The sequence below is a fragment of the Siminovitchia acidinfaciens genome (assembly GCF_003605385.1).
GTDB classification, from domain to species: domain Bacteria; phylum Bacillota; class Bacilli; order Bacillales; family Bacillaceae_C; genus Siminovitchia; species Siminovitchia acidinfaciens.
Map to the genome: position 1 here is coordinate 344369 of NZ_QYTV02000002.1, position 22205 is coordinate 366573.

Sequence of the window (22205 nt, forward strand, 5' to 3'; positions counted from 1 at the left end):
ACAGGAAAGTCCAGGCGCTTACTTGAATTCAACAACTGTCACACCGCTCCCGCCTTCTCCTGCTTCTCCTAATCTTATACGTTTCACGGCCCTATGATGTTTCAAATATTTCGTAACTCCCGTTCTTAGTGCACCGGTTCCTTTCCCATGGATGATGGAAACTCGCGGATAATTGGCCAGGAGAGCATCATCAATATATTTCTCTACCTCACGCAAGGCATCTTCGTACCGCGCACCGCGAATATCCAATTCGATGCCCACATGATAGTCCCTTCCTTTGACGGTGGCAAGCGGCTTTGGCTCTGGTTTCGGTTCGGATTTGATAAACTCCATATCCTTTTCGGCCACCTTCATTTTTAAAATGCCTGCCTGCACCTGCCATTCGTTCTCACCCGTTTTTTCAAGCAAAGTGCCTTTTCGTCCAAACGTAGTGATCATGACTTCATCGCCGGCCTCAAGCTTGCGTTTCTGTTTAGAGCTTTTAAGCTTTCCAGGAGCTTTACCCAGTTCGGGTACAGCGGTATCGAGCCTTCGGCGGGCTTCGATTAGTTCGTGTTCCTTTACTTGCGCTCCGCTTTCCAGTCTCATTTTCCGCAGTGAACTTATTACTTCTTCGGATTCAGCCCTTGCTTTTTCAACTACTTCGGCTGCTTTCTGTTCAGCCTTTTCATACATCTCCTGCTTCCGCTCGTAAAATTCAACCATCTGCTTCTGCAATTCCTGATGAAGCTTTTCAGCATTTTTCAAATAAAAATGCGCATCTTCGTAATCCTTCTCTGCCTCGCGGCGGCTCTTTTCCAATGATGCAATCATGTTCTCGACTTCGTTGCTCTCCGTATCGATAAGCGACTTTGCCTCGGTGATAACTTCCTCCGTAAGACCGAGTCGTTTAGATATTTCGAATGCATTGCTTCGCCCTGGAACACCGATCAACAGCCTGTATGTCGGACGCAGTGTCTCTACATTGAACTCCACGCTTGCGTTGATGACCCCTTCACGGTTATAGGCATAGGCTTTTAATTCCGGGTAATGTGTGGTCGCAATAACACGGGCTCCGCGGCTGTATACATTATCCAAAATAGAAATTGCTAGGGCCGAGCCCTCCTGTGGATCCGTACCGGCGCCAAGCTCATCGAAAAGTACAAGACTCTCATGGTCTACATGTTTTAGAATATCAACAATATTCACCATATGTGAGGAGAATGTACTTAAGCTCTGCTCAATAGACTGTTCATCGCCGATATCCGCAAAAACTTCCTGGAAAACCGCAAGCTCCGACCCCTCGGACGCAGGGATATGCAGTCCGGCCTGCCCCATTAAGGTAAGAAGCCCGACAGTTTTTAACGTAATGGTCTTTCCTCCGGTATTCGGACCTGTAATGACGATAGTGGAATAATCCGTTCCAAGGGTAATATCATTGGCCACAACCTCTTCAGGAGGAATCAGCGGATGCCGAGCTTTGAATAATTCGATCCGGCCTTCATTATTGATGCGGGGCCTGGTAGCCTTCATCGCTTTTCCAAAGCGGGCCTTTGCAAAAATAAAATCAAGCGACTCCAAGACTTTCACAAGAACAAACAAATCATCCGCGGATTCAGCCACTTTTGCCGACAGCTCAATAAGGATCCGTTCAATTTCCCGATTTTCCTTCACATGCAGCTCTCTCAGGTCGTTGTTTAGATCAACAACTGCCTGGGGTTCGATAAATAAGGTCTGCCCCGATGATGACTGGTCATGGACGATACCCCGGTAATGGGAGCGGTATTCCTGTTTTACAGGTATGACGTAGCGCTCATTACGGATAGTGATGATAGAATCAGAAAGCATCTTCTGAGCATTTTTTCCTCGAATAAGGCTTTCCAGTTTCTCCCTTATCCTAGTTTCATTTCTTCTTTTTTGCTGCCTGATATTCCTTAATTCCGGACTTGCGGAATCCAGTACCTCGCCCCCTTCGTCAATGGCATTCTTAATGTCATGCTCCAACGGAGTCATCACAGCAATCTCATCGACTTTCCCGGCCAAAATGGGAATTTCCAACCCATTATCTTCAATTAATTCTTCAATGAAGCGTTTAATAAACCGACCGGCATGAATCGTGCTCGCAACTTGTACTAATTCCCCCGGGTTCAACGTACCGCCGATCTGCGCACGCTTAATATGAGTATTAATATTATAAATTCCGCTCAGAGGGGCATGGCCTTTTAATCTAAGCACATGAGCCGCTTCGTCCGTCTCTTCCTGAAGCAAAATTACTTCCTCATGGGAAGTAGCGGGCTTTAACTTTTTGACTTTTTCAACTCCAAGCTCAGATGCTGCAAATTCCTCCAACTGAGCGAGGATTTTATTAAATTCAAGCGTCTTCAATATTTTATCATTCATGAACTTTGCTTTAAGTCCCCTTTCCAACATGCCTAATCATTGCGTTTTAAAAAGGTGAGCAACTCATCCGGCTTCCATGTATTGATAACGGATGCGCTTTGAATCCATCCCCTTCTGGCAAAAGATGCGCCAAGACTCATGAATTCTAAATTTCCAATGTTATGGGCATCTGTATTAATGACTAACTTAACACCCATTTCTTGGGCATGCCTTAAATGTTCGGCAGCCAAGTCCAGCCTTGCTGGATTAGCATTCAGCTCCAAAGCTGTATCTGTTGTTTTGGCCAACTCAATCAGCTGCCCCATATCCACATCATAACCGCTGCGCCTGCCGATTAGCCTGCCCGTCGGGTGAGCGATAATATCCACATGGGGATTTTCAAGAGCATTTTTCAAACGCTCCATAATTTTTTCCCTCGGCTGAGAAAAGCTTGAGTGGATAGATGCAATAACGAGGTCAAGTTCAGCCAGCAGGTCGTCATCGTAGTCCAGACTGCCGTCCGGCAGAATATCCATTTCTATGCCTGATAAAATTAAGATATCATCATATTTTTCGTTTAATTCCTTGATTTCTTCATTTTGTTTTTTGATCCGGTCGACCGTCAGTCCATTGGCCACCCTCAAAAATTGGGAATGGTCCGTGATGGCGATATATTCATATCCCTTTTTCCGGCATGCCTCCACCATTTCCTCTATGGAAAAAGCACCGTCAGACCAGGTTGTATGCATATGGAGGTCGCCTTTAATATCTTCTAATTGAATAAGTTTATGGCTGCCGTCAAATTCATCTACCTCTTTACCGCTCTCTCTGATTTCCGGAGGAATAAACGGCAAATTAAAGTGATTGAAAAAGTCAGGTTCTGTTTTAAAGGTTATTACTTCGCCCGTTTCGATGTTTTCTACACCGTATTCACTGATTTTTTCCCCTCTTGCTTTTGCAAGCTGACGCATGCGGACATTGTGATCGGCGGACCCGGTAAAATGATGGAGCGCTGTTGCAAATTCGTGCGGAGCAACAATCCGGAAGTCTACAGAAATACGGTACTGACCCCCATCAACAAGCAGAGTCACTTTCGTATCGCCGCTGGCTGTCGCTTCACCGAATCCTTCAAGACCTAGCAATTGCTCCTTCACGTCTTGCGGATGGTCGGTTGCAACAATGAAATCAAGATCCTTGATTGTTTCCCTCACTCTTCTGAGGCTGCCCGCCCTTGAAAATCTTGCAATCTCCTTTATCTCTTTCAAAGACGATTCAATCATCTCTGCAATCGGGATCATGTAGGAAATAGGCAGCCGATCGGGCTGTTTGCCCATGGAAGCGAGTGCCTCCATGATATTCTCTTCCGTCTTTTTACCGAAGCCTTTGATTGTTCTAATCTTGCCGGCCTCGCATGCCGCTTTCAAAGATTCTACATCCACCACATCAAGTTCCTTATATAATCTGGCAATGCTTTTGCCTCCAAGTCCAGGAATCTGCAGGAGTGGAATCAATCCTTTCGGCACTGTTTCCTGAAGCTCCTGTAAGACCGAAGAAACACCATCCTCAATAAATTCCTCGATAACTGCAGCGGTTCCCTTTCCGATGGACGGAATTTTCGTAAACTCTGTAATTTCCGATAAACTCCGGTCATCAGCTTCCAGTGCCGCAGCCGCTTTTCTGAAGGCCGCCGTCTTAAAAGGATTTTCTCCTTTCAGTTCCATATAGACCGCGATTTTTTCCAGTAAACGAATGACATCCTTTTTATTTATGTTCATTACAAGTCACCAACCGTTCTCTATTCTCCTGCCTCTCATTTTAACAAATACAGGCAATATAATAAAAGCGCAAGGCGCGCAGCCTTAGGCGACAAGCACAGGGCGAATTTTGATGCGGGAGCTCTTCAGCCACCACAGCAAAGCGACTACTTAATTACATCTAGAGAAACCCCTTTGAATTTCCATCATGCAGCTTTGCGACGAGCTGAATAAGGCTTCCTCGGATAAACGCACATTCACCCTGAAAAGCTTCCTTGCAACTTGTGACCTCTAGCCGATAGCGCTTGGGCCGCCTAAGAACGCGACATCCTCGAAAAAGCTGACGATTTTTCTTCGTGCGATGTAACGCTGCCGAAGCATTCATGTCGCTTCGGTGGCACTAGTGCGTCCTGCACGTCGCCGACTTAAAAGAGCCACGTCCTGTGGCGCCGTCGGAGCTAGACCTATCATATCAAAGTTTGAATATAAAACTTTTTTTCTTTTATTTATTCTTTACATAAAAGAAAAACTTCTCTTTCGTAAAGAGAAGTCAGCTTTGAATATAATCGATCCACCATTTTTTCAATTCAGCGGATAGAAAAGGCGTATAGTTGATCATTCCTTTGGCAAGAAATGAACCATTAATGGCTTCTTGAATTGCCGGAATCGGCAATAATGCTGCAATATACAGCAGAATAAAAAGCATCAGATAAGTTTCCAAAAAACCAAGAATTCCGCCGGCCCACACATTCAATGTTTTTAAGATTGGAAGGCTTGCGACAAAATCAAGTGCCGATCCAATGATGCCCAACACGATACGAACCGCGAAAAAGATAATGACAAATGCGATGGCGCGGTAAAAAGCCTCATCCATTCCCACCCCGTCAAGGACCATCTGTAAGGTCTTGCCCGGGTCAAAGTCCGGATATGGAATCCAGAGACGCAGTTTAGGTGCCAACTCATCGTAATACATGTAAGCAACAATAAATGAAATGATAAAGCCGATCATGTGGATCAGCTGAAGGATGAATCCCCTTCGTAAACCAACAAAGAAACCAATGATCATTAAGATCAGTAAAGCTAAACTCAACATTCGTTTTTCAGTCCTTTAAACGCGAAAGCTCTTGTTCCAGATGCTCCAGGCGCTCTTGAAGTTTAATTTGCTCATGGACAGCATTGACAGCCGTCAGTACGGCCAGCTTGCCTGTATCAAGACTGGGGTTCACCGAGCGGATTTCCCGCATTTTTTCATCAACAAACTCTGCAACGAGCCTCATATGCGCTGACGTCTCCGTCCCCGTAATGATATAATGTTGCCCATAGATTGTTACTGGAGTGCGGGTCTTTTCACTTGACGACAAAGTCATGCCCCCATTTCTTCATAAAAAGCTTCAAAAATATATTAAACTACCAACAGTAGTTAAAAATTCTCCATATATCATATCATGAATGAAAAAAGATGGGAATCATTTATCAGGAAAGTCAGGGAGGTTACAAGCTAATGGCCAATACCGTCATTCAAACAACACTTGATGAAATTAAAAAGATGAAGGAACATTACCAGGCGTTTTTATCCGAGAAAAGCCCTCCGGGTAGTGTTTTTTTTGCAAGGAAAGACGGCTGCGTAATCACAGCCTATAAATCAGGGAAAGTCATGTTCCAAGGAAACAGCAATGAAGAAGAGGCAAGTAAATGGGGATCACCTGCGGAAAAGAAACCAAAAGCTTCTGCCACAGCTACGGGAAAAACATCGGGAATGCCACTGCCCGATAACATATCGACCTTGTCGGTCATCGGTTCGGACGAGGTTGGCAAAGGCGACTATTTTGGGCCGCTTACAGTTGTTGCCGCTTATGTAAAAAGCGAGCAAATTCCCTTGCTTAGGGAGCTGGGAGTAAAAGACTCAAAACATCTGACGGACTCCCAAATCATCAACATCGCCAAGGATTTGCTAACCTTTTTACCTTACAGTTTATTAAAACTAGATAATCCGAAATATAACCAATTGCAGGCTTCAGGGATGACCCAAGGGAAAATGACAGCCATTCTCCACAACCAGGCACATAATAACTTACTTGAAAAAATTTCACCCGAGAAACCGGATGCCATACTGGTCGACCAATTTGCCCAAGCGCCCATCTATTACAAGCACTTGCAGGGACAAAAACAGATTCAGCGGGAAAAAATCTACTTCAGCACAAAGGCGGAAAGTATTCACCTGGCGGTTGCTGCTGCCTCCATCCTCGCCCGTTACGCTTTTGTCCGTGCTTTTGATCAATTAAGCAAAAAAGCGGGATTCACCATTCCAAAAGGGGCCGGTGCGAAGGTTGATCAGGCTGCAGCCAGATTGATAAAAGAGAGAGGCGTACCGGCATTGAATGAGTTCACTAAACTTCATTTTGCCAACACAGGAAAAGCGAAGAAAATTGCAAGAGTATAGTGGGAAGACCGTGTTCTGAGGGAACAGCTCTCTGATTTCCTGCCTTATTTGCCGGTAATCGCTTTTTCCATGATACACCTTAACCGTGACCAATTTGATGCACAACAAAAAGCAGATGGAACACATCAATCGTTTCTACCTGCTTTTCCTTAGTGGGTTTATAGACATCCCTATTCCAAACTTATTCCAATCAATTGGTCGTCGTATGATGCCGGTACGCCTCTTCCATCTGTATTATTCGTAATATAATATAGTGTGCCTTTTTCAATGAGTACATCCCGTACACGCCCAGTTCCTTGTTCGAATATATCTGCCACCTTGTTCTCGATTTCAAAAATCCTTACTGCCTCGCCGCGAAGAGTGGAAATATACAGGCTTCCATTGTAAAAAGCGGTTCCGCTAGGCGCCCATGTGTTGCCGTTTGTATGATATAGCGGAGTCTCCATTCCATCCCTTTTTTCGTCGCCCTGGATGACTGGCCATCCGTAATTTTTCCCCGGCTCAATTTTATTGATTTCATCGTGGGCGCTTTGGCCATGCTCGGTGGCATATAATTGTCCTGTGTCATCCCAAGCCAGGCCTTGCGGATTGCGGTGGCCATATGAATAGACTGGTGAATCTGCAAAGGGATTATCTTCCGGAACTGAACCATCCAGTTCCATTCTTAAAATCTTTCCGGCAAGGCTGTTCCTATCCTGTGAAAGATCAGGGTTTGCAGCATCTCCCGTTGTAACATAAATCATGTGGTCAGGCCCTATTTTTACTCGGCCCCCGTTATGGATACCTGCGCCAGGGATCCCTTCCAATAAAACAGCTGTTTCGGACCATTGGTCCTGCTCTTTGTTCAGGTGAACAAGGCGGTTCAATACCTCTCCGTTCTCCAGATATGTATGGTATGCCAATGCCTCAACATTTGTATCCGATAACAGTTCAAGTCCAAGCAAACCGCCCTCTCCTTCTGTGTGAAGAGGCTTATTCAGGGCAACTTGCTCCCGTTTCACTTTCCCTGATTTTATATCCACCAAAGCAATTGTTCCATTTCGTTCGCTTATATAAAACTTTGAGCCTTTTTTGGTAATAGACCATGGAGTCTGAAGCCGTTCAGCCAAACGGACATCTGTAACTCTTCCTGATGTAGGATGGTCTTCCTCTTTGTCCTGAGGTTCTTGCTGTTTGGATTGTGAACAGGACGATAATAACAATATGATGAAAATCAACAAAACCTTTTTCATTCAGTCCCCTCCATCCGACGTTCAAGGCCGGGATACTGTTCGCTGACCTTCTCCATTTCGTGCAACGATTCATCCAGCCCTATATCAAAGACATCTATTTTACGCACATCAGCTAAAAACTGATATACATCGGTAATATAATCAACTTGCCTATCTGTTAACTTTAGTTCACTGCCTTTTTTCCCTTCTAATCGACTGAATGAGAAATAAATGTTTTCCAGGGATGACTGTGTCTTGGATTCTGAGTCATCCGTACTTAGATAAGTGGCAGCAATTGAGTTTAATTCTGTAAAACTGGAAAGTATCCGCTCGCTTTTTTCAACGAGAATGGCTGATTGGTCTTGTGATAGCACCTGCTCTTCCTCTATTTGCTTAACGGGAACCTTATTTAAGATATCTGTAATACTCGCTTGCATGCTTTGCAGGTAGCTAACAGTCTTTCCCTCAGGGAATTCTTTTATCTCCGTTCGGCCATACATCGAAAACGCTGTAACAGCGATTAAAAATATAAACACATAAACCGGCAGTCGATTCTTTTTCATATGTCGGCCTCCTATAAAGCTTTTTTAAGAGAAAAGCCCAATCAATTGACTATCCCAATATTAATCGTTAGCATTTTGATACAGCTTACATTTTAACACGCTACGCATAAAAATAGTCAGGTGATCATGATGGCGAGTAGAAAAAAGATACATAAACCATGGGTTCTTGTTGTGACAATCGGACTTGGCACATTGTTGAACCCATTGAATTCATCCATGATTTCAGTTGCATTGACAAGGATGCAGCAGGAATTCGAACTTACCTTTGCCGACGCTTCCTGGCTGATTTCGGTGTTTTATTTGGCAAGTGCAGCCGGGCAACCTGTGATGGGAAAATTAAGTGATATGTTTGGTCCAAAAAGAATGTTTTTGGCCGGGCTCATTACTGTAGCCGCCGCTTCCATGCTGGCACCCTTATCACCAAACTTCCCTTTCCTGCTGGGATGCCGTGCACTTCAGGCGATTGGCAGTTCAACCTTATTTCCAAGCGGAATGAGCATAGTTCGAACGAGCATCACAAAAGGACAGGCAAAGGCACTGGCAACGCTATCGATATTTGCTTCAACTTCCGCTGCTTTTGGGCCGTCCATTGGAGGACTATTAATTGATTCATGGGATTGGCCGTCCATTTTCATCGTAAACTTTCCATTTATCATCGTATCATTTTTCATGGCCATTTTTATATTACCGGAAAAAGGCGAGGGAAAATTCGAACTGAAACGCATCGACTTTTTTGGAATCACCCTATTTATCATTGCGGTGATTGGGCTGATCCTGTTTCTTCTGTCGCTGGATTCACAAATTCATTGGTGGGCACTCCTTGTCTTTCTCGTTTCGTCCGTCAGCTTTTATTTCTATGAAAAAAACCAGGGTGAACCTTTCATTGATGTTCGGGGATTAAAAAGGAACCCCAATGTCACCCTGATATACGTGCAGTTTATCACTATAAACCTTGTGTATTATTGCTACTTCTTCGGTTTTCCGACTTATTTACAGCAAGTTAAAAAATACAGCCCAGGTGATACCGGGTTGATCATGCTGGCCCTGGCTGGATTTGGAGTTATTGTATCGCCGTTTGCCGGCAGGCTGATTGACCGGCATGGACCTAAGCCCGCGCTCATCACAGGGTCTGTGATTCTATTTACAGGAACAGCGCTTCTGCTGACACTGAATGAGACTTCGTCTCTTCTGTGGCTGCTGGTCATCATGGCTGTACTTGGAATGAGCAACGGTTTCAGCAACATTTCTATGCAGACAGCCCTCTACGAACATGTCAAACCGGAAGATACTGGGTCGGCTTCAGGCCTGTTTCAAACAAGCCGCTACTTGGGTTCAATTTTATCGTCCAGCCTATTAGGCCTCGCATTTAACCGCCATTTGGACATCCATCATTTGCATAACGTTGCAATGATTTGCTTGGCGTTTTGTCTTTTGGTTTTCTTGCTTTCCATCAGACTCCCAGGTCGGAATAAACTGAGGGGGGCATGGATGAAACTTTAAGATTGAGGAGATATTATGTGCATTATTTTTCTTGCTTATCGCTGCCATCCTAAATATGGCCTCATTACTGCGGCGAACCGTGATGAATTTTACAAACGCCCTACAGAGGCGGCACACTTTTGGAAGGACGAACTTTGTATTCTGGCAGGAAGGGATTTGGAACAGATGGGGACATGGATGGGTGTTACGCGAACCGGCAGGTTTGCCGCTCTCACCAATTATCGGAACCCAGCGGAGTTTGAAAAGAAGGACAAACAATCCAGGGGGCATATCGTCCGTAGCTTTTTGGCAGGAACAGAAACACCGCTCGAGTTTTTAACAAAGCTGCAACAGGAAAAGTCAGCTTACAAAGGGTTCAATTTATTTGTTGCAGATGAGGACAACCTCATGTATTACTCTAACATTGAAGATCAAATCAAAAAATTGAGTCCCGGAATTTATGGATTGAGCAACGAACTATTGGATACACCATGGCCAAAAGTCGAAAAAGGCAAACAGCAATTGAAGCAATTGCTGGACCATGACCTGGATCCTGAGTGCCTTTTTAAAATACTTGCCGACAGCGACCCTGCCCCAGAAGAATTATTGCCGCAAACAGGGATTCCATTAGATTTGGAAAAAACATTATCTTCCATTTTTATCGAAAGTCCTGACTATGGGACACGCTGTTCAACTGTTTTGACGATTGACAAAGGGCGCAATGTCCATTTTATCGAGAGGACCTTTCCGCAAGCTGAAGGTTATGAAAAGGAATTTACATTTCAGCTGGAGGGAAGTTAAAATAAGCTGCTGATCGATGTTTTCAGCCATAAGCCTACGCCGAATTATAAAAATAAGCCACCACCTGATGGGACAGACTACGACCTGGCTGGGTGTAGTGTAACGGGAACAATCGTTAATTTCTGTTGTGGCATAAGAAAAGCACCTCCTAAAATGGATACGTTCATCGTATCCATTTTAGGAGGTGCAGTTTATTAACATGCGTTTTTTGAACGGGGACTTACCTTCAGCATACAAAATCAATCATTATAAACATGTTTTTCCAGGTATTTTGTCCACTCGGTTTCGAAACGGCTATATGAGAAATGGCTGGCTGTCCCGATAGCTTCCTTAACCAAACTCTCTCCTATATCGGGATCTAATTCAATTATTCGAAGGTATTCTGCCAATTGTTCAAAATCTCCATAATCAACGATATAAGCATTTTTTTCGTGATAAAGGTAGTCTCTCCCCCCCATTGAGTCAAATCCTACTACAGCACACCCACAAGCCATAGCTTCCAAAGGAGGCAATCCAAATCCTTCACATGGATTTAAGGTCAGATAATATTTATGTTGATTGAATAGATCGGATAGCTCTTTTTGAGATACACCATCCACTATCTTGAACTGAATATAGGATGTGGGATACTTCTCCTTGTAATATTGTTGAAGGTATTGAAAAACCGGCCTCGCGTAGCCTTTGTAACCTAGAATCAAAAGGTCATTACTTCGTTGTTTCCAGGGCGTTTTATTTTGAAAAATAGAATGATTAATGAACGGAGAAATAATCTGTGGTTTAATGTTGTATATTTTCTCAATGTGCTGTTGGACGAAATGGGATACAGACACGTAATGATCATAAAAAATATCCAGTACAGGATAAGTATTAATCCCTTGCATATACATGAGTTTTTTCATTGGTAGTTCTAAACCAAACCATTTTGTCGAATGAGTCGGATTGCAGATAAATAAGTCATCCGGCTTCACCATTTCTTTCATCTTATCGAGGTGGACTTCGGGAAACTCAAAAGAATAGTCAAAGCGGGGATGAGTTTCATTAAGCGACCTTTTTTTTCTTAGATTGCGGACCATAAAAAGAGGGCTTCCAAATTTTTTGTGACAAATCCGCCCAAGTTGAAAGTTTAAAAAGGCTCCTCCCCTGTCTCCATATCCATTGAACACATAAACGTTCCTTTTAGAATCACTCATCAGTTTCCTCCATAGTCAAGATACCCCTTTCATGCAAATGCAACTCTCTCCCCATTTTTAATCTGAAAATCTGATCATAACAATTTCAGATATACTATATTTCAACATGGCCAATAGTCATATTGGTTTAAAGTGCGTGCTAAGTGCATAGTACGTTTGTTGTTCGTTCTTGTTATATTTTTAAATTAGATCGACTTCCTCACTAAAAAGTGAAATTTTTTTCAAGATTTGCGGAAAAATCAAACGTGTTTCCCCTTGTAATATAAACATAAGGTGGCGCCGTAGTTCTTTTTCAAACACCGTCATTAAATAGGCCAATCGGTACAGACGGCCGGGATCCTCTGTAAATGAAATGCCTCTTTGGTTCATTTCTCTAGTGTAGATCCGGATGGATTTCCTTCTAATCTTATGTGATATATCTGCCCATTCGGGACGATTATCTATAGTGAATTCAACGGTTTTTACAACGTCCAGCCAGCAAGGAGAAAAGGTTGCCGCTGAAATGTCTATGAATTTGATACGGTTTTTATTCTTTTCATCATAGCAAATATTGCCTAAATGGAGATCCCCATGTACCAGACACATCCCCGATTGAATTACCTCGGGAAAATCAAGATCCAGTTCGGCAAGTTCAAATAGATGAGGACAGTACTGATTAATCAATGGCTGTAAAAATGAATCTTTTCTTGCTTGCTGCAGATGCGTTTTCAGGGATTCCAGGTGTTGACTTCTCCGTTCAGTTTGAAATCCCGGAACTATGCTGGTAATAAGATTTGCGACTGGTTGATTCTCAAAGGTTTTCGCGTGAAATTGTGCTACTCTGGAAACAATCTTATACAGATCCTCCGGACTAAAGTCTTGTTTTTTATTCATTACTTTTAGATTCTCCATAAAGATCCACGTCTCATTTACTGCACTGATGATTCGTATATCATAAATAACAGGGATGAATTCGTTAATCTCGGTATCCTTGAGATTTTTATATAAGAGCGATTCAATTTGCTTCGAGTTAAAAGCACTTTCTTTGTAAATTTTCAAAATAACCGGAAAGGATCCATCCGATAAAGGAACGTCAATTCTCCAAACGCTTCGTGTTTCTGTATCTTTAATAACAGTCATATGCCTTTTTCTTAACGATCCCTTAAACTTAATGGGTATTTTGTTTACCAGTCCCCATTGGTTCCAATTTTCAATAATTTGTTTCTCTGTTATGGCCACTTTTCAATCATGCATCCTTTCAACACCAGGTCTTTCGGATTATATGTTCATTACTGTATTCAAATGAGATGCAGTTCATTACTAAACAGTGAAATTTTCTTTAGTACGAGCTGGGAAACAAAAGGTCTTTTTCCTCTCAATGTTGCCTGAAGATTACGTCTGAGTTCTTTTTCCAACACTCTCATCAAATAAGCCATTCGATATAAACGGTTGGGATCCTCAGAAAATGAAATGCCTCTTTGTTGCATCTGATCAAGATAAATCCTAATGCACTTGTCTCGAATCTCCCTTTCCTTCTCTTCAAAACGATTATCAAGAATGGTTTCCACCAGTTTCACCACATCTAACCAGCAAGGTGAAAAAGTCGCTACCCCAAAATCAATAAATTTTATTGTTTGACCGTCATAACAAATATTACCTAAATGAAGATCCCCGTGTGTCAGACACTTACCAGATTGAATCACCTCTGGAAAATCAAGATCTCGTTCGACTAGCTCATAAATTTCAGGACAATATTGCTCAATGACTTTTTTCAGGAAATCGTCTTCCTTAGCTTGTTGCAAATACCCTTTAATGTTTTCTAGGCGTTCGTTTCTCCTTTCTGTCTGAAATTCAGGGACTGTACGGCGAATGAGCTCTGCGACTGGCTGATGTTCAAAGGTTTTCGCATGGAGTCGTGCCAATGATGACGTAATGTTATATAGATCAGCAGGCTTAAACTTTGGCTTTTCTCCAAATACATTCAAATATTCCGTAAATATCCATACTTCGAGATTTTCTGCGTCAATCTGTATGTCATAAAAGTAAGGCATAAATTCACTGACCCGGGTATCTTTTAAATTTTTATACACATTCCACTCATAATATTTTAGGAAGGTTTTGCTGCCATTATAAAGTTTTAAAATGACTGGAAAAGTTCCGCTAGACGTAGGCACATCGATCATCCAAACGCTTCGGGTACTGCCTTCTTTTATGCTGCCGATATCTTCTTCTTTCAATGGTCTTGTGGGCTTAATCGGTATTTTGTTGGCCAATGACCATTTGCCCCAATTTTCAATAATTTTACTCTTCCAAACGATCATTGTTTTCCCTTCTTTCCGTTGCTAATGATCATAAGTCAGATTAGATATATCCTTAAGAAACAACCAATCTTTTATTTTATATAAAAATTAATATGTCTCCAAAAATCGCAGCTTACTCTCAACGAGATCTAAAGTGGATTTACAATGTTTATGATGAATCAGGGAAGCCCAGAAAACCCGGGATTTTTGTGAAAGATAGGATAATGTGTTCCTGTTTTGCTCGCTTATATAGCATATACAGATATTTTAATATGGAAATGGATATTGTCCCATTCGATATAAAATCAGGCTTATGCAATTTTTATTAAGATATCTTTTGTTGGAATCCCTGATGGACACCTAACTAAGACAGCTGCACAATCACTATTGATAAAGGGATCATGTTTTATAAATATGTTCCGACAAATATTTGGTCCATTCGGTTTCAAAACGGTTGTATGAGAATTGACTGGCTGTTTCAACTGCTTTCTTGGCTATATCCTCTCCAATATTAGGATCCAGCACTATTTTTCGCAAATATTCAGCCAATTGTTCAAAGTCGCCATATTTTACAATATAAGCATTTTTTCCATGTTGAAAATAATCTCTCCCCCCCATTGAGTCGAACCCTATTACAGCACACCCACAAGCCATAGCTTCCAAAGGAGGCAATCCAAATCCTTCGGAGGGATTCAGTGTTAAATAATATTTGTGTTGATTTAATAAATCAGCCAATTCTTTTTGAGTGACATCCTTCACCATTCTGTATCCAATGTTGGATGAAGGGTACTTCTCCTTGTAATATTCGTGGAGATATTGAAACACCGGCTCTGCATAACCTTTGTAACCGAGAATCAGTATGTCATTGCTTCGTTCATTCCATGGTGTCTTATTCCTAAAAACAGACTGGTTAATGAAAGGCGAGATCACAGATGATGGAGTGTTAAAAACATTTTTGACATGTTGTTGGACGAAATGAGATACACTTACATAATGGTCAAAAAAAATGTCTAATACCGGATAAGTATTCATTCCTTGAAGATACATAAGTTTCTTCATCGGCAAGTTCGGGCCAAACCATTTATTAGAATAAGCCGGATTACAAATGAATAAATCATTTGGTTTCATCATTTTCTTCATTTCACCGATTGTAATATCTCTAAATTCAAATGGATAATCGAACCGAGGGTGTGTCAATTGGGGCATCCTGGGAATCTTTTTTTTATGTTCAACAATAAAAAGCGGACTTCCAAATTGATAGTGACATATGCGCCCGATTTGATAGATTAAATAAGCCGCTCCATTGTCTCCGTATCCTTTGAACACGAATACTTTTCTATCAGAAGAACCGGATGTCAGGCTACCATTTAAGGTTCCCAAATGCTTCCGTGGATTCATTCTCCATTTGGGTATCAATTCCGAAAGCTTGACCATGCCCAAAGGATCCATTTTAACACGAGAAACAGAGCCATCTGTTGCGCCATAATAACTTGCAATGTTCACTTCTAGATTACTATCGGTCATAGCGTTCATTCCTTTCGATCACGGTAATATAGGATAAGGCAATGAGAATTTATGAGATACCTACCCTAGGAAATTAGGAAGAAAATGATTTTTATAACTAGAGGGAGCCTAGGTACCTCCTATATTTCAAACATATTCTATAATATATAAAAATACCTCCTTGATTATTAAAGAGGTTTATTGCATTACGTTCGTCAAACATTTTCTTTCCACTTAACACAAAATCTGTTACTCAATAATTTGACAACCGAACTTCTCATCATCCGGTTGCCTTATATTTAGATTCTTTGCCCCATGAATTTATATTTTTGTTTTTTGATCCGAAACTCTTCCTTGGTCAGGTTTTCCTGTTCTTTTAGTTTAGAACTAAATGCAATTATGAGAAGGTAATCCCAATAATATTTTCACCACTCAAATATTTCAGGATTTGTTCGGCACATTCCTGTACGGTAAAATGTTCTGAATCCACGGTGATCTCCGGGTGTTCCGGTTCCTCATACGGTGCCGAAATACCGGTAAATTCTTTTATCTCTTTTCGGCGTGCTTTTTTATAAAGCCCCTTTGGATCGCGACTCTCACACGCTTTCGAGGAACATTGTACATAGATTTCAACAAATTCATTCGGTTGTACGAGATTTCTCACTGTTTGGCGATCAACACGGTAAGGAGAAACAAAGGTGGCTAAAACGACCGTACCGCTGTCCACGAATAACTTAGCTGTTTCACCAATCCGACGAATGTTTTCACTGCGATCCTCCGGCGAGAAGCCAAGGTCCGCATTTAACCCGTGGCGCACATTGTCACCATCCAATAAATAGGTCGATATGCCTCGTTGATGCAATTGCTGTTCCACCACATTAGCAATCGTCGATTTTCCCGAACCGGAAAGCCCTGTAAACCACAAAATGCAACTTTTATGGCCATGTAAGATTTGTCGGTCCTTTTTCGTGATGGAGGACTCATGCCAATAAATGTTATCCGTCATCTGTATACACCACCTTATTATTGTAATGGCCAAAATTGTGGGATTAATATAATCGATACAATCATAAACAATAGATTTAAAGGGATGCCAACCTTTAAATAATCACTGAATTTGTAACCGCCGGGGCCATACACAATAAGATTCGTCTGATAGCCAATTGGTGTTGAAAAGCTGGCAGATGCAGCCATTGCAATGGCGATCGCAAACGGCTCAGGATTCAACGACATTTGTTGTGAAATGGAAAAAGCAATTGGAAAAACAAGAGCCGCTGCTGCATTGTTTGTAATAATTTCTGTAAAAAGCATCGTTAGTAAATAAACAGCTGCTAAAACCGCCACGGGTCCAAATGGTGTGGCTTCTCTTGTGATGGCTTCAGCGATATAACCAGCTGCTCCTGTTTTATTCAAAGCGTGGGCAATACCAAATGAAGAGCCAATTAAAATCAAAAGATTCCATTCGATCGATCGCCTGGCTTCGCGAGGCGTCATGCACTTTAAAAATAACAACACTGCGACCGAAACAAATGAAGCTGTGACAATCGGAAGAATGCCAATTGTAACGGAGACAATCATGCAAAGGAAGATTCCCAAGGACAAGTGCGACTTAAAATCATTGTCGTTGTTCTGCGAAACGTGCGAGGTGAAATAAAAGTCTTTGCTGGATCCTTGATTTTTGATTAAAAAATCATAAGCTGACAAAGTAAATAACACATCTCCCGGTTTTAGCACAATCGTACCGATTTTTTCTTCCATTCTTCGCCCATTCCGAAACACAGCGATAATGACCGCATTGTATCGTTGTCGAAATTGACTTTCCTTCAGTGTACGATGACTCAACATCGAATTCTTTGATATTACAACCTCAGACAGGTGGATATCAGAACCTCGAAAATGCTCAAGGTCGACCTCAGATCCTAACTCTAACGTCAGCCCTGGGATTTTTTCTAATTCAAAAATCATGGATACTACTCCGGTAAAAATCAGATGATCATCGGATTGTAACACTTCGTCACTGGAAACGGGGAAAATTTTTCTACCTTTTCGAATAACGGCAATTAAATACAAGCCCTTTAAATTACGTAACTGCGCCTGTTTAATGGTTTTGCCAATAAGCGGACACGCGGATTCAACTTTCATTTCCACCAGATACTTACCGCTTTCTCCCTGTTCAAGATCCTGTTCAGGATTACGAGAAGGAAGAATTTTCTGTCCGATAAATGTCATGTACAAAACACCGACAATGGTTGAGGGAACACCAATATAGGCAAGCTCAAACATAGAAAAGCCCTGATATCCTTGGTTTTTTAGAAATGTACTTACAACTAAATTAGTTGATGTCCCGATGAGGGTACACATTCCTCCAAATATGGCCGCATAGGATAGGGGTAATAAAAACTTCGAAGGGGCGAATCGGTTGTCCTGTGCCCATCTCTTTATAATTGGGGTGAACATAGCTACAACCGGAGTGTTATTTAAAACAGAAGAAAGTGTAGCAATCGAGAGCATCATTCTAAAAACGGCTTTTGGGGGTGTATTTATCTTACCAAAAATTAGTTTGGGTAGATTCCTGACTAATTTACTATTCTGAACTGCTGAAACCAATACAAACAAAGCTGCTATTGTCAAAATTCCCTCATTTGAGAAACCACTTAACGCCTCGTTTGGTGTCAAAATACCAAAAAGCATTAAACTCACCAGGGCTGCGAATACAACTAGATCGGATTCAAACCATCCAACCGCCAATAAGATAAACATAAACATAACGATTGTAACGGTAATTAGTCCCGGAAGGGCCATAAGATCACCTCTTTCACCTCATGCTTTAGCAATTCAGGGGAAACAAATCCTCTTTCATACATCATCAACGTAACCCATTTTTGTCATAAGGGGACTGCACTGGTCTATGATAAACTGTTTTATAACCTTCGACAGCGATGTACTGGAACTATTGATTCTTTTGGCCAACACCTTTTGTATATCCTGTTCCTCCAAATGGCCGATTTGCTTAATAAGATTGATAGTCTCTTTGTCTAGTGAGGTAATGTCCTCATATTTTACTAGATACATGTTCGAATCAGTCTTGGAAAGTTCAAAATAGGTTTCCACATGCTGATTCCAAAGCTTTGTAAATTCCTCAAGTGAACTGTATAATTCCTTCCAACCTTTTGCGGATAGGCTACTCCATACATCGATCGGATTCCTGACAAGAAGGATCACGGTACAATTGGGATAGCACTGGCGCAGTAACCGCAACTCTTTTTTTCCGTATCTTACCTCTTTATAACCAATGAAATCATGTTGTTTGCTGTAATTCTTCACGTATAAATTTTCATGGAAGGCCCTTACCGTTTTGACCATTGCGTCGGCTACTTCATTTTTCGGTGGAGTCATACCAGCAATCCACTTATTTGCGTCTCCCCCGTTGTTAAAATAAGCACTTCGGTGCTTTAACCCGGCAAAATGATTAGCATTATTGTAGATGCGGCAAAAATCTGTTAAACATCCGCCATTCTCGCCCCATATTAATGTTTTCTCCCTTGCATTAAAAATCCTTTGCAGCATGGTGGATCCAGAACGTTGGGTGGCCGCTGAAATGACTATATCCAATTGGTATCTCTCCTTTCAATTTATTGTTATATCATATGAAAGGAAATCAAGGCCCGACCAGTAAAGATAACTAGTATTGTATAGACGTTCTCATAGTTTTTTGATAAGACAGGCCACTCATTTTATATATCATCTAGATAAATTACTGTGCTAGATGTTTCCGTTGTTTTTATATACGTAGTCATTCATAGTTGTCAATGTATCTACTTAAATCATCTGTATAGGCAATAATCCTTGCTAGCTTGATTAATTCTTCATTCTTTTTGTGAGACGTATGGGTATCATCATCATGTCGAACGATAGCAAAGTTTTTCCTGTCTGTAGTATATATTTTGTATCCTTGTTCCCAACATTGACGTTGGATGCCAACATCCTCGCCTAGATTTTTGGGAGGGAATTTTATTTTGGGGTAAATGCTTTTATCAAAAACGATCGTCCCTCCTTTCATCACCTTTTTGATATATTGATTTTCGAAAAAACCGACCGGAATCCATCGTGAGAATCTTCTCTTTTTTAAAATACGTATACGTTGTCCTCTTCCCTACAAGAACTGCGTCTGTGTTTTCAAAGGCTTCCATCGCTTGAGAGATATATTCAGGTCCATAATAGTCGTCATCATCAAATTTGGCGACATAACCGTGTTTGGCTTTTTCTGTTCCATAGTTCAGACATTCGCCTAGTGTGACTTCTTCTGGAAGTTGATATATGGAAACATTTTTATATTCTCCAGCTTTCATTTTCCATCTTTCTATCTTCATATCGTCTTTATTCAATATGATAATTAACTCTTTATCCTCCCAATTTTGCCGATCAAAATTTTCAAAGATATTATCCATGAACTGAGGTTTTATCGTACTTGTGACGATAGAAATACCAGACATTGAAGTTCCTCCTTGTAAACAAATTTATTTTTCATGAATCATTGACAGAAAATCATTTTCTCCACGTATATTGGACAACAAGCCTGTTTGCAACTGGAAGATATGTTTTCGGTTGTGCGAAGAAAAAAGGTTGGAACTTTGTGCCCTTGCCGGCACTAAGTACTATTTCTTTCATTTTTTTACACCCTTTTGTTTAGTCCAGTGATGCAATTTTTCTTAGGATTTGAAAGCAATAGGAACTGTGATTTGTACCAGGTAAGTCCTTTATTAAAGTTCACATCGAAATAATGAATTTCCTTTCTTGTAGATGGGATGATGTCGGGATGCGTTTTGAGATAATGATATAGTGAAGGGATTGCACCGATGTTAATAAAATTTGACATCTTGTTATGTTGACTACTAGAGATGACATCCTTTGAGAATTTCGCCTTTTAATGCTTCTCCTTGGGACAAACGGTCTCCAGCAAACCCTGGCACCCTTTCTCTATTAATTGATAGGCTTTATCAAATTCTCCAGTATGGAAGGGATCGGGAACTTCCGTATACTCCGTTCCCAAGATAAAATCTGTTAAGAGATAGGCGTGAGTCTCTTTCTTCTCAGCTAATTGTCTAATCGAAGATAGGTTTTTATTATCCATGACAATAATCAGGTCAAATTTCTCCAAATCCCCTTTAGTCACTTGTCTTCCATAAATTCCATCGTAAGAAATTCCGTGTTTGGCCAAGACTTCCTGTGTTCCCTGGTGAGGGGGGCTTCCGGAGTGCCATTCCCTAATTCCTGCAGAATCGATGTGAATTTTTGATTCAAGTCCCTCCCGGCGTACAAGATCGCGAAAAATGGCTTCCGCCATCGGAGAACGACAAATGTTGCCTAAACAGACAAACAAGACGGATGTCATCTTTTCACCTCCCTTCAGTTTGTGTCTTCCTTTTGATGATTTGTTTTATATGTTGTATAAGCTCTGTTGCTCTTTTTTCGGTTGAATGTTTTTCTCTAACCATCTGATAGCCATTACGGGCAATTCGAATCCTTTCATCTTCGTTCCGTAAATAATAGGCAGCCTTTTCTTCAAAGTTGTTTTTATTTACCGCAATAAACGTATCCCTATCGACGAATCCCAAATCTGTTAGCTCTTTAGAGGAAGGTGCCAACAACAAGGTATTGCACCCTAGCACCTCAAAATATTTCATTAACGGATATTCAAATACGGAGTTACAAGTCAAGAACATTTTTGCACGATTAATTTCCTGCGCATAATCCTTTCCAATCAGAGAACCAGGTTGGATACTGTGCTCATCATAATATCCGGGATGAGGATGATATTGAAAACCCCGAGTGCTTTTTAGGCGTTGCAACATCAAAGTTCTGAGTGGATAAAGACGTGACGATAGAGCTCCCATCATCAGCCAATTGATATTTTTTTCTAGTTGATAGTCCTTGTATATTTCTAAATTTGCATGATGGGGGAACCAAATCATTCGTCTATTAAGCTGGGGATACCATTTTCTAAAAGCATCACGATAATGGACAAAAATCATATCGATGTTTTCTTGCGCAATATATCTTTTTCTTTGATGGATGTAGTTAGAAATGTCATGAAAAATGATTGCCTTAGGAATGTGAACATCGTTTAGCCCCTTGATAAGCGGACCAAGTTTTGGCGCAAAACAATCATTTAATAAAATAAAATCGGGCTTGTATGGGAGCTGTTCTAAAATATTTGCCATCTGCCCCTCAGTCCTCCAAAACATTACGTCACATTGCTTTTTCAATTCTTCGGCTAAATAATGGCTGCTCTTCTCCATTTGGTCTGATTGGTCCATTGTAAAAAACAAAACCTTTAATTTTTCCATGTTCCAGCCCCCTGGACCTAGTAAATCTCTATTGTGTTGTTACTGTATATATTTATATGATTCTATTCCTTTGCATGTTTGGGTAACTAACCCCTTGCTGATGAAAATAGGTACAATATGTCAGAAAGCATTCATGTTTTATACGACGGAATGCATCAAGAAATAGGAAACCATCACGAAATTGATAGATTAATGCCCGTTTTTCTTTTATTTAGTTAATAATCCAACCCCCTGTACCTTCATCTAAATAGAGTATAATACAGATGGTTTTAGACTCATC

20 protein-coding genes are annotated in these 22205 nt (G+C 41.2%); 3 read left to right on the plus strand and 17 right to left on the minus strand.

The annotated features are described in order from the left end of the window. Positions 1-18: 18 nt before the first annotated feature. The 4 genes from D4T97_RS05895 to zapA form a co-directional block, all read right to left on the minus strand. Positions 19-2379, minus strand: a complete 2361-nt coding sequence (locus D4T97_RS05895) for an endonuclease MutS2 (RefSeq protein ID WP_126048671.1) — start codon at positions 2377-2379, stop codon at positions 19-21. Between the two features lie 32 nt (positions 2380-2411). After that, positions 2412-4133: a DNA polymerase/3'-5' exonuclease PolX gene (gene polX, locus D4T97_RS05900; protein ID WP_126048673.1), complete on the minus strand. Its 1722-nt coding sequence runs from the start codon at positions 4131-4133 to the stop codon at positions 2412-2414. 529 nt (positions 4134-4662) lie between these two features. Continuing rightward, positions 4663-5205 carry a CvpA family protein gene (locus D4T97_RS05905; protein ID WP_126048675.1) on the minus strand — a complete coding sequence of 181 codons (543 nt, stop codon included), beginning with the start codon at positions 5203-5205 and terminating at the stop codon, positions 4663-4665. A gap of 7 nt (positions 5206-5212) precedes the next feature. Then, positions 5213-5479, minus strand: coding sequence for a cell division protein ZapA (zapA, locus tag D4T97_RS05910; protein ID WP_408021592.1), 267 nt, complete (start codon positions 5477-5479; stop codon positions 5213-5215). A 134-nt stretch (positions 5480-5613) separates the two neighbouring features. Here zapA and rnhC point away from each other — a divergent pair, with 134 nt between their 5' ends. Continuing rightward, positions 5614-6552, plus strand: a complete 939-nt coding sequence (rnhC, locus tag D4T97_RS05915) for a ribonuclease HIII (RefSeq protein WP_126049174.1) — start codon at positions 5614-5616, stop codon at positions 6550-6552. Between the two features lie 170 nt (positions 6553-6722). Here rnhC and D4T97_RS05920 read toward each other — a convergent pair whose 3' ends face one another. Then, entirely contained in the window at positions 6723-7784 is a 1062-nt protein-coding gene (locus tag D4T97_RS05920; RefSeq protein WP_126048679.1) for a PQQ-dependent sugar dehydrogenase, read from the minus strand. Further along, positions 7781-8326, minus strand: a complete 546-nt coding sequence (locus tag D4T97_RS05925) for a hypothetical protein (protein WP_126048681.1) — start codon at positions 8324-8326, stop codon at positions 7781-7783. The genes D4T97_RS05920 and D4T97_RS05925 overlap by 4 nt, the downstream gene beginning before the upstream one ends. A 129-nt stretch (positions 8327-8455) precedes the next feature. Here D4T97_RS05925 and D4T97_RS05930 point away from each other — a divergent pair, with 129 nt between their 5' ends. Continuing rightward, complete coding sequence (locus tag D4T97_RS05930) at positions 8456-9826, plus strand: MFS transporter (protein WP_164525483.1); 1371 nt, start codon at positions 8456-8458, stop codon at positions 9824-9826. 15 nt (positions 9827-9841) lie between these two features. Further along, a complete protein-coding gene (locus tag D4T97_RS05935) occupies positions 9842-10606 on the plus strand; it encodes an NRDE family protein (RefSeq protein ID WP_126048685.1) in 765 nt (254 codons plus the stop codon). A 239-nt stretch (positions 10607-10845) separates the two neighbouring features. On the opposite strand, the gene D4T97_RS05940 is transcribed toward D4T97_RS05935, so the two are convergent. The 11 genes from D4T97_RS05940 to D4T97_RS05985 all read right to left on the minus strand — a co-directional run bounded on the left by D4T97_RS05940 (position 10846) and on the right by D4T97_RS05985 (position 21925). Further along, positions 10846-11796 carry a glycosyltransferase gene (locus D4T97_RS05940; RefSeq protein WP_126048686.1) on the minus strand — a complete coding sequence of 317 codons (951 nt, stop codon included), beginning with the start codon at positions 11794-11796 and terminating at the stop codon, positions 10846-10848. 180 nt (positions 11797-11976) lie between these two features. Then, on the minus strand, positions 11977-13014 hold the full coding sequence (locus D4T97_RS05945; protein ID WP_126048688.1) for a phosphotransferase: 1038 nt from the start codon (positions 13012-13014) through the stop codon (positions 11977-11979). A 59-nt stretch (positions 13015-13073) separates the two neighbouring features. Next, complete coding sequence (locus tag D4T97_RS05950; RefSeq protein WP_126048690.1) at positions 13074-14096, minus strand: phosphotransferase; 1023 nt, start codon at positions 14094-14096, stop codon at positions 13074-13076. 378 nt (positions 14097-14474) lie between these two features. Then, a complete protein-coding gene (locus D4T97_RS05955; protein WP_164525484.1) occupies positions 14475-15599 on the minus strand; it encodes a glycosyltransferase family 4 protein in 1125 nt (374 codons plus the stop codon). Between the two features lie 376 nt (positions 15600-15975). Continuing rightward, positions 15976-16584, minus strand: a complete 609-nt coding sequence (cysC, locus tag D4T97_RS05960) for an adenylyl-sulfate kinase (RefSeq protein ID WP_126048694.1) — start codon at positions 16582-16584, stop codon at positions 15976-15978. Between the two features lie 17 nt (positions 16585-16601). Further along, entirely contained in the window at positions 16602-18380 is a 1779-nt protein-coding gene (locus D4T97_RS05965) for an SLC13 family permease (protein WP_126048696.1), read from the minus strand. A 54-nt stretch (positions 18381-18434) separates the two neighbouring features. Beyond that, on the minus strand, positions 18435-19190 hold the full coding sequence (locus D4T97_RS05970; RefSeq protein ID WP_126048698.1) for a sulfotransferase: 756 nt from the start codon (positions 19188-19190) through the stop codon (positions 18435-18437). A gap of 422 nt (positions 19191-19612) precedes the next feature. Then, positions 19613-20071, minus strand: a complete 459-nt coding sequence (locus D4T97_RS05975) for a glycosyltransferase (protein WP_126048700.1) — start codon at positions 20069-20071, stop codon at positions 19613-19615. A gap of 52 nt (positions 20072-20123) precedes the next feature. Further along, entirely contained in the window at positions 20124-20246 is a 123-nt protein-coding gene (locus D4T97_RS20900) for a hypothetical protein (RefSeq protein WP_268920405.1), read from the minus strand. A 256-nt stretch (positions 20247-20502) separates the two neighbouring features. After that, positions 20503-20970: a low molecular weight protein-tyrosine-phosphatase gene (locus D4T97_RS05980; protein ID WP_126048702.1), complete on the minus strand. Its 468-nt coding sequence runs from the start codon at positions 20968-20970 to the stop codon at positions 20503-20505. Positions 20971-20974: 4 nt separating this feature from the next. Next, positions 20975-21925, minus strand: a complete 951-nt coding sequence (locus tag D4T97_RS05985; RefSeq protein ID WP_126048704.1) for a glycosyltransferase family protein — start codon at positions 21923-21925, stop codon at positions 20975-20977. Positions 21926-22205 lie beyond the last annotated feature (280 nt).

Coding starts and splice junctions, on each gene's coding strand:
- D4T97_RS05895 (WP_126048671.1), bottom strand. CDS start 2,379: ATGAATGATAAAATATTGAAGACGCTTGAATTTAATAAAATCCTCGCT.
- polX (WP_126048673.1), bottom strand. CDS start 4,133: ATGAACATAAATAAAAAGGATGTCATTCGTTTACTGGAAAAAATCGCG.
- D4T97_RS05905 (WP_126048675.1), bottom strand. CDS start 5,205: ATGTTGAGTTTAGCTTTACTGATCTTAATGATCATTGGTTTCTTTGTT.
- zapA (WP_408021592.1), bottom strand. CDS start 5,479: ATGACTTTGTCGTCAAGTGAAAAGACCCGCACTCCAGTAACAATCTAT.
- rnhC (WP_126049174.1), top strand. CDS start 5,614: ATGGCCAATACCGTCATTCAAACAACACTTGATGAAATTAAAAAGATG.
- D4T97_RS05920 (WP_126048679.1), bottom strand. CDS start 7,784: ATGAAAAAGGTTTTGTTGATTTTCATCATATTGTTATTATCGTCCTGT.
- D4T97_RS05925 (WP_126048681.1), bottom strand. CDS start 8,326: ATGAAAAAGAATCGACTGCCGGTTTATGTGTTTATATTTTTAATCGCT.
- D4T97_RS05930 (WP_164525483.1), top strand. CDS start 8,456: ATGGCGAGTAGAAAAAAGATACATAAACCATGGGTTCTTGTTGTGACA.
- D4T97_RS05935 (WP_126048685.1), top strand. CDS start 9,842: ATGTGCATTATTTTTCTTGCTTATCGCTGCCATCCTAAATATGGCCTC.
- D4T97_RS05940 (WP_126048686.1), bottom strand. CDS start 11,796: ATGAGTGATTCTAAAAGGAACGTTTATGTGTTCAATGGATATGGAGAC.
- D4T97_RS05950 (WP_126048690.1), bottom strand. CDS start 14,096: ATGATCGTTTGGAAGAGTAAAATTATTGAAAATTGGGGCAAATGGTCA.
- D4T97_RS05955 (WP_164525484.1), bottom strand. CDS start 15,599: ATGACCGATAGTAATCTAGAAGTGAACATTGCAAGTTATTATGGCGCA.
- cysC (WP_126048694.1), bottom strand. CDS start 16,584: ATGACGGATAACATTTATTGGCATGAGTCCTCCATCACGAAAAAGGAC.
- D4T97_RS05965 (WP_126048696.1), bottom strand. CDS start 18,380: ATGGCCCTTCCGGGACTAATTACCGTTACAATCGTTATGTTTATGTTT.
- D4T97_RS05975 (WP_126048700.1), bottom strand. CDS start 20,071: ATGTCTGGTATTTCTATCGTCACAAGTACGATAAAACCTCAGTTCATG.
- D4T97_RS20900 (WP_268920405.1), bottom strand. CDS start 20,246: ATGAAAGAAATAGTACTTAGTGCCGGCAAGGGCACAAAGTTCCAACCT.
- D4T97_RS05980 (WP_126048702.1), bottom strand. CDS start 20,970: ATGACATCCGTCTTGTTTGTCTGTTTAGGCAACATTTGTCGTTCTCCG.
- D4T97_RS05985 (WP_126048704.1), bottom strand. CDS start 21,925: ATGGAAAAATTAAAGGTTTTGTTTTTTACAATGGACCAATCAGACCAA.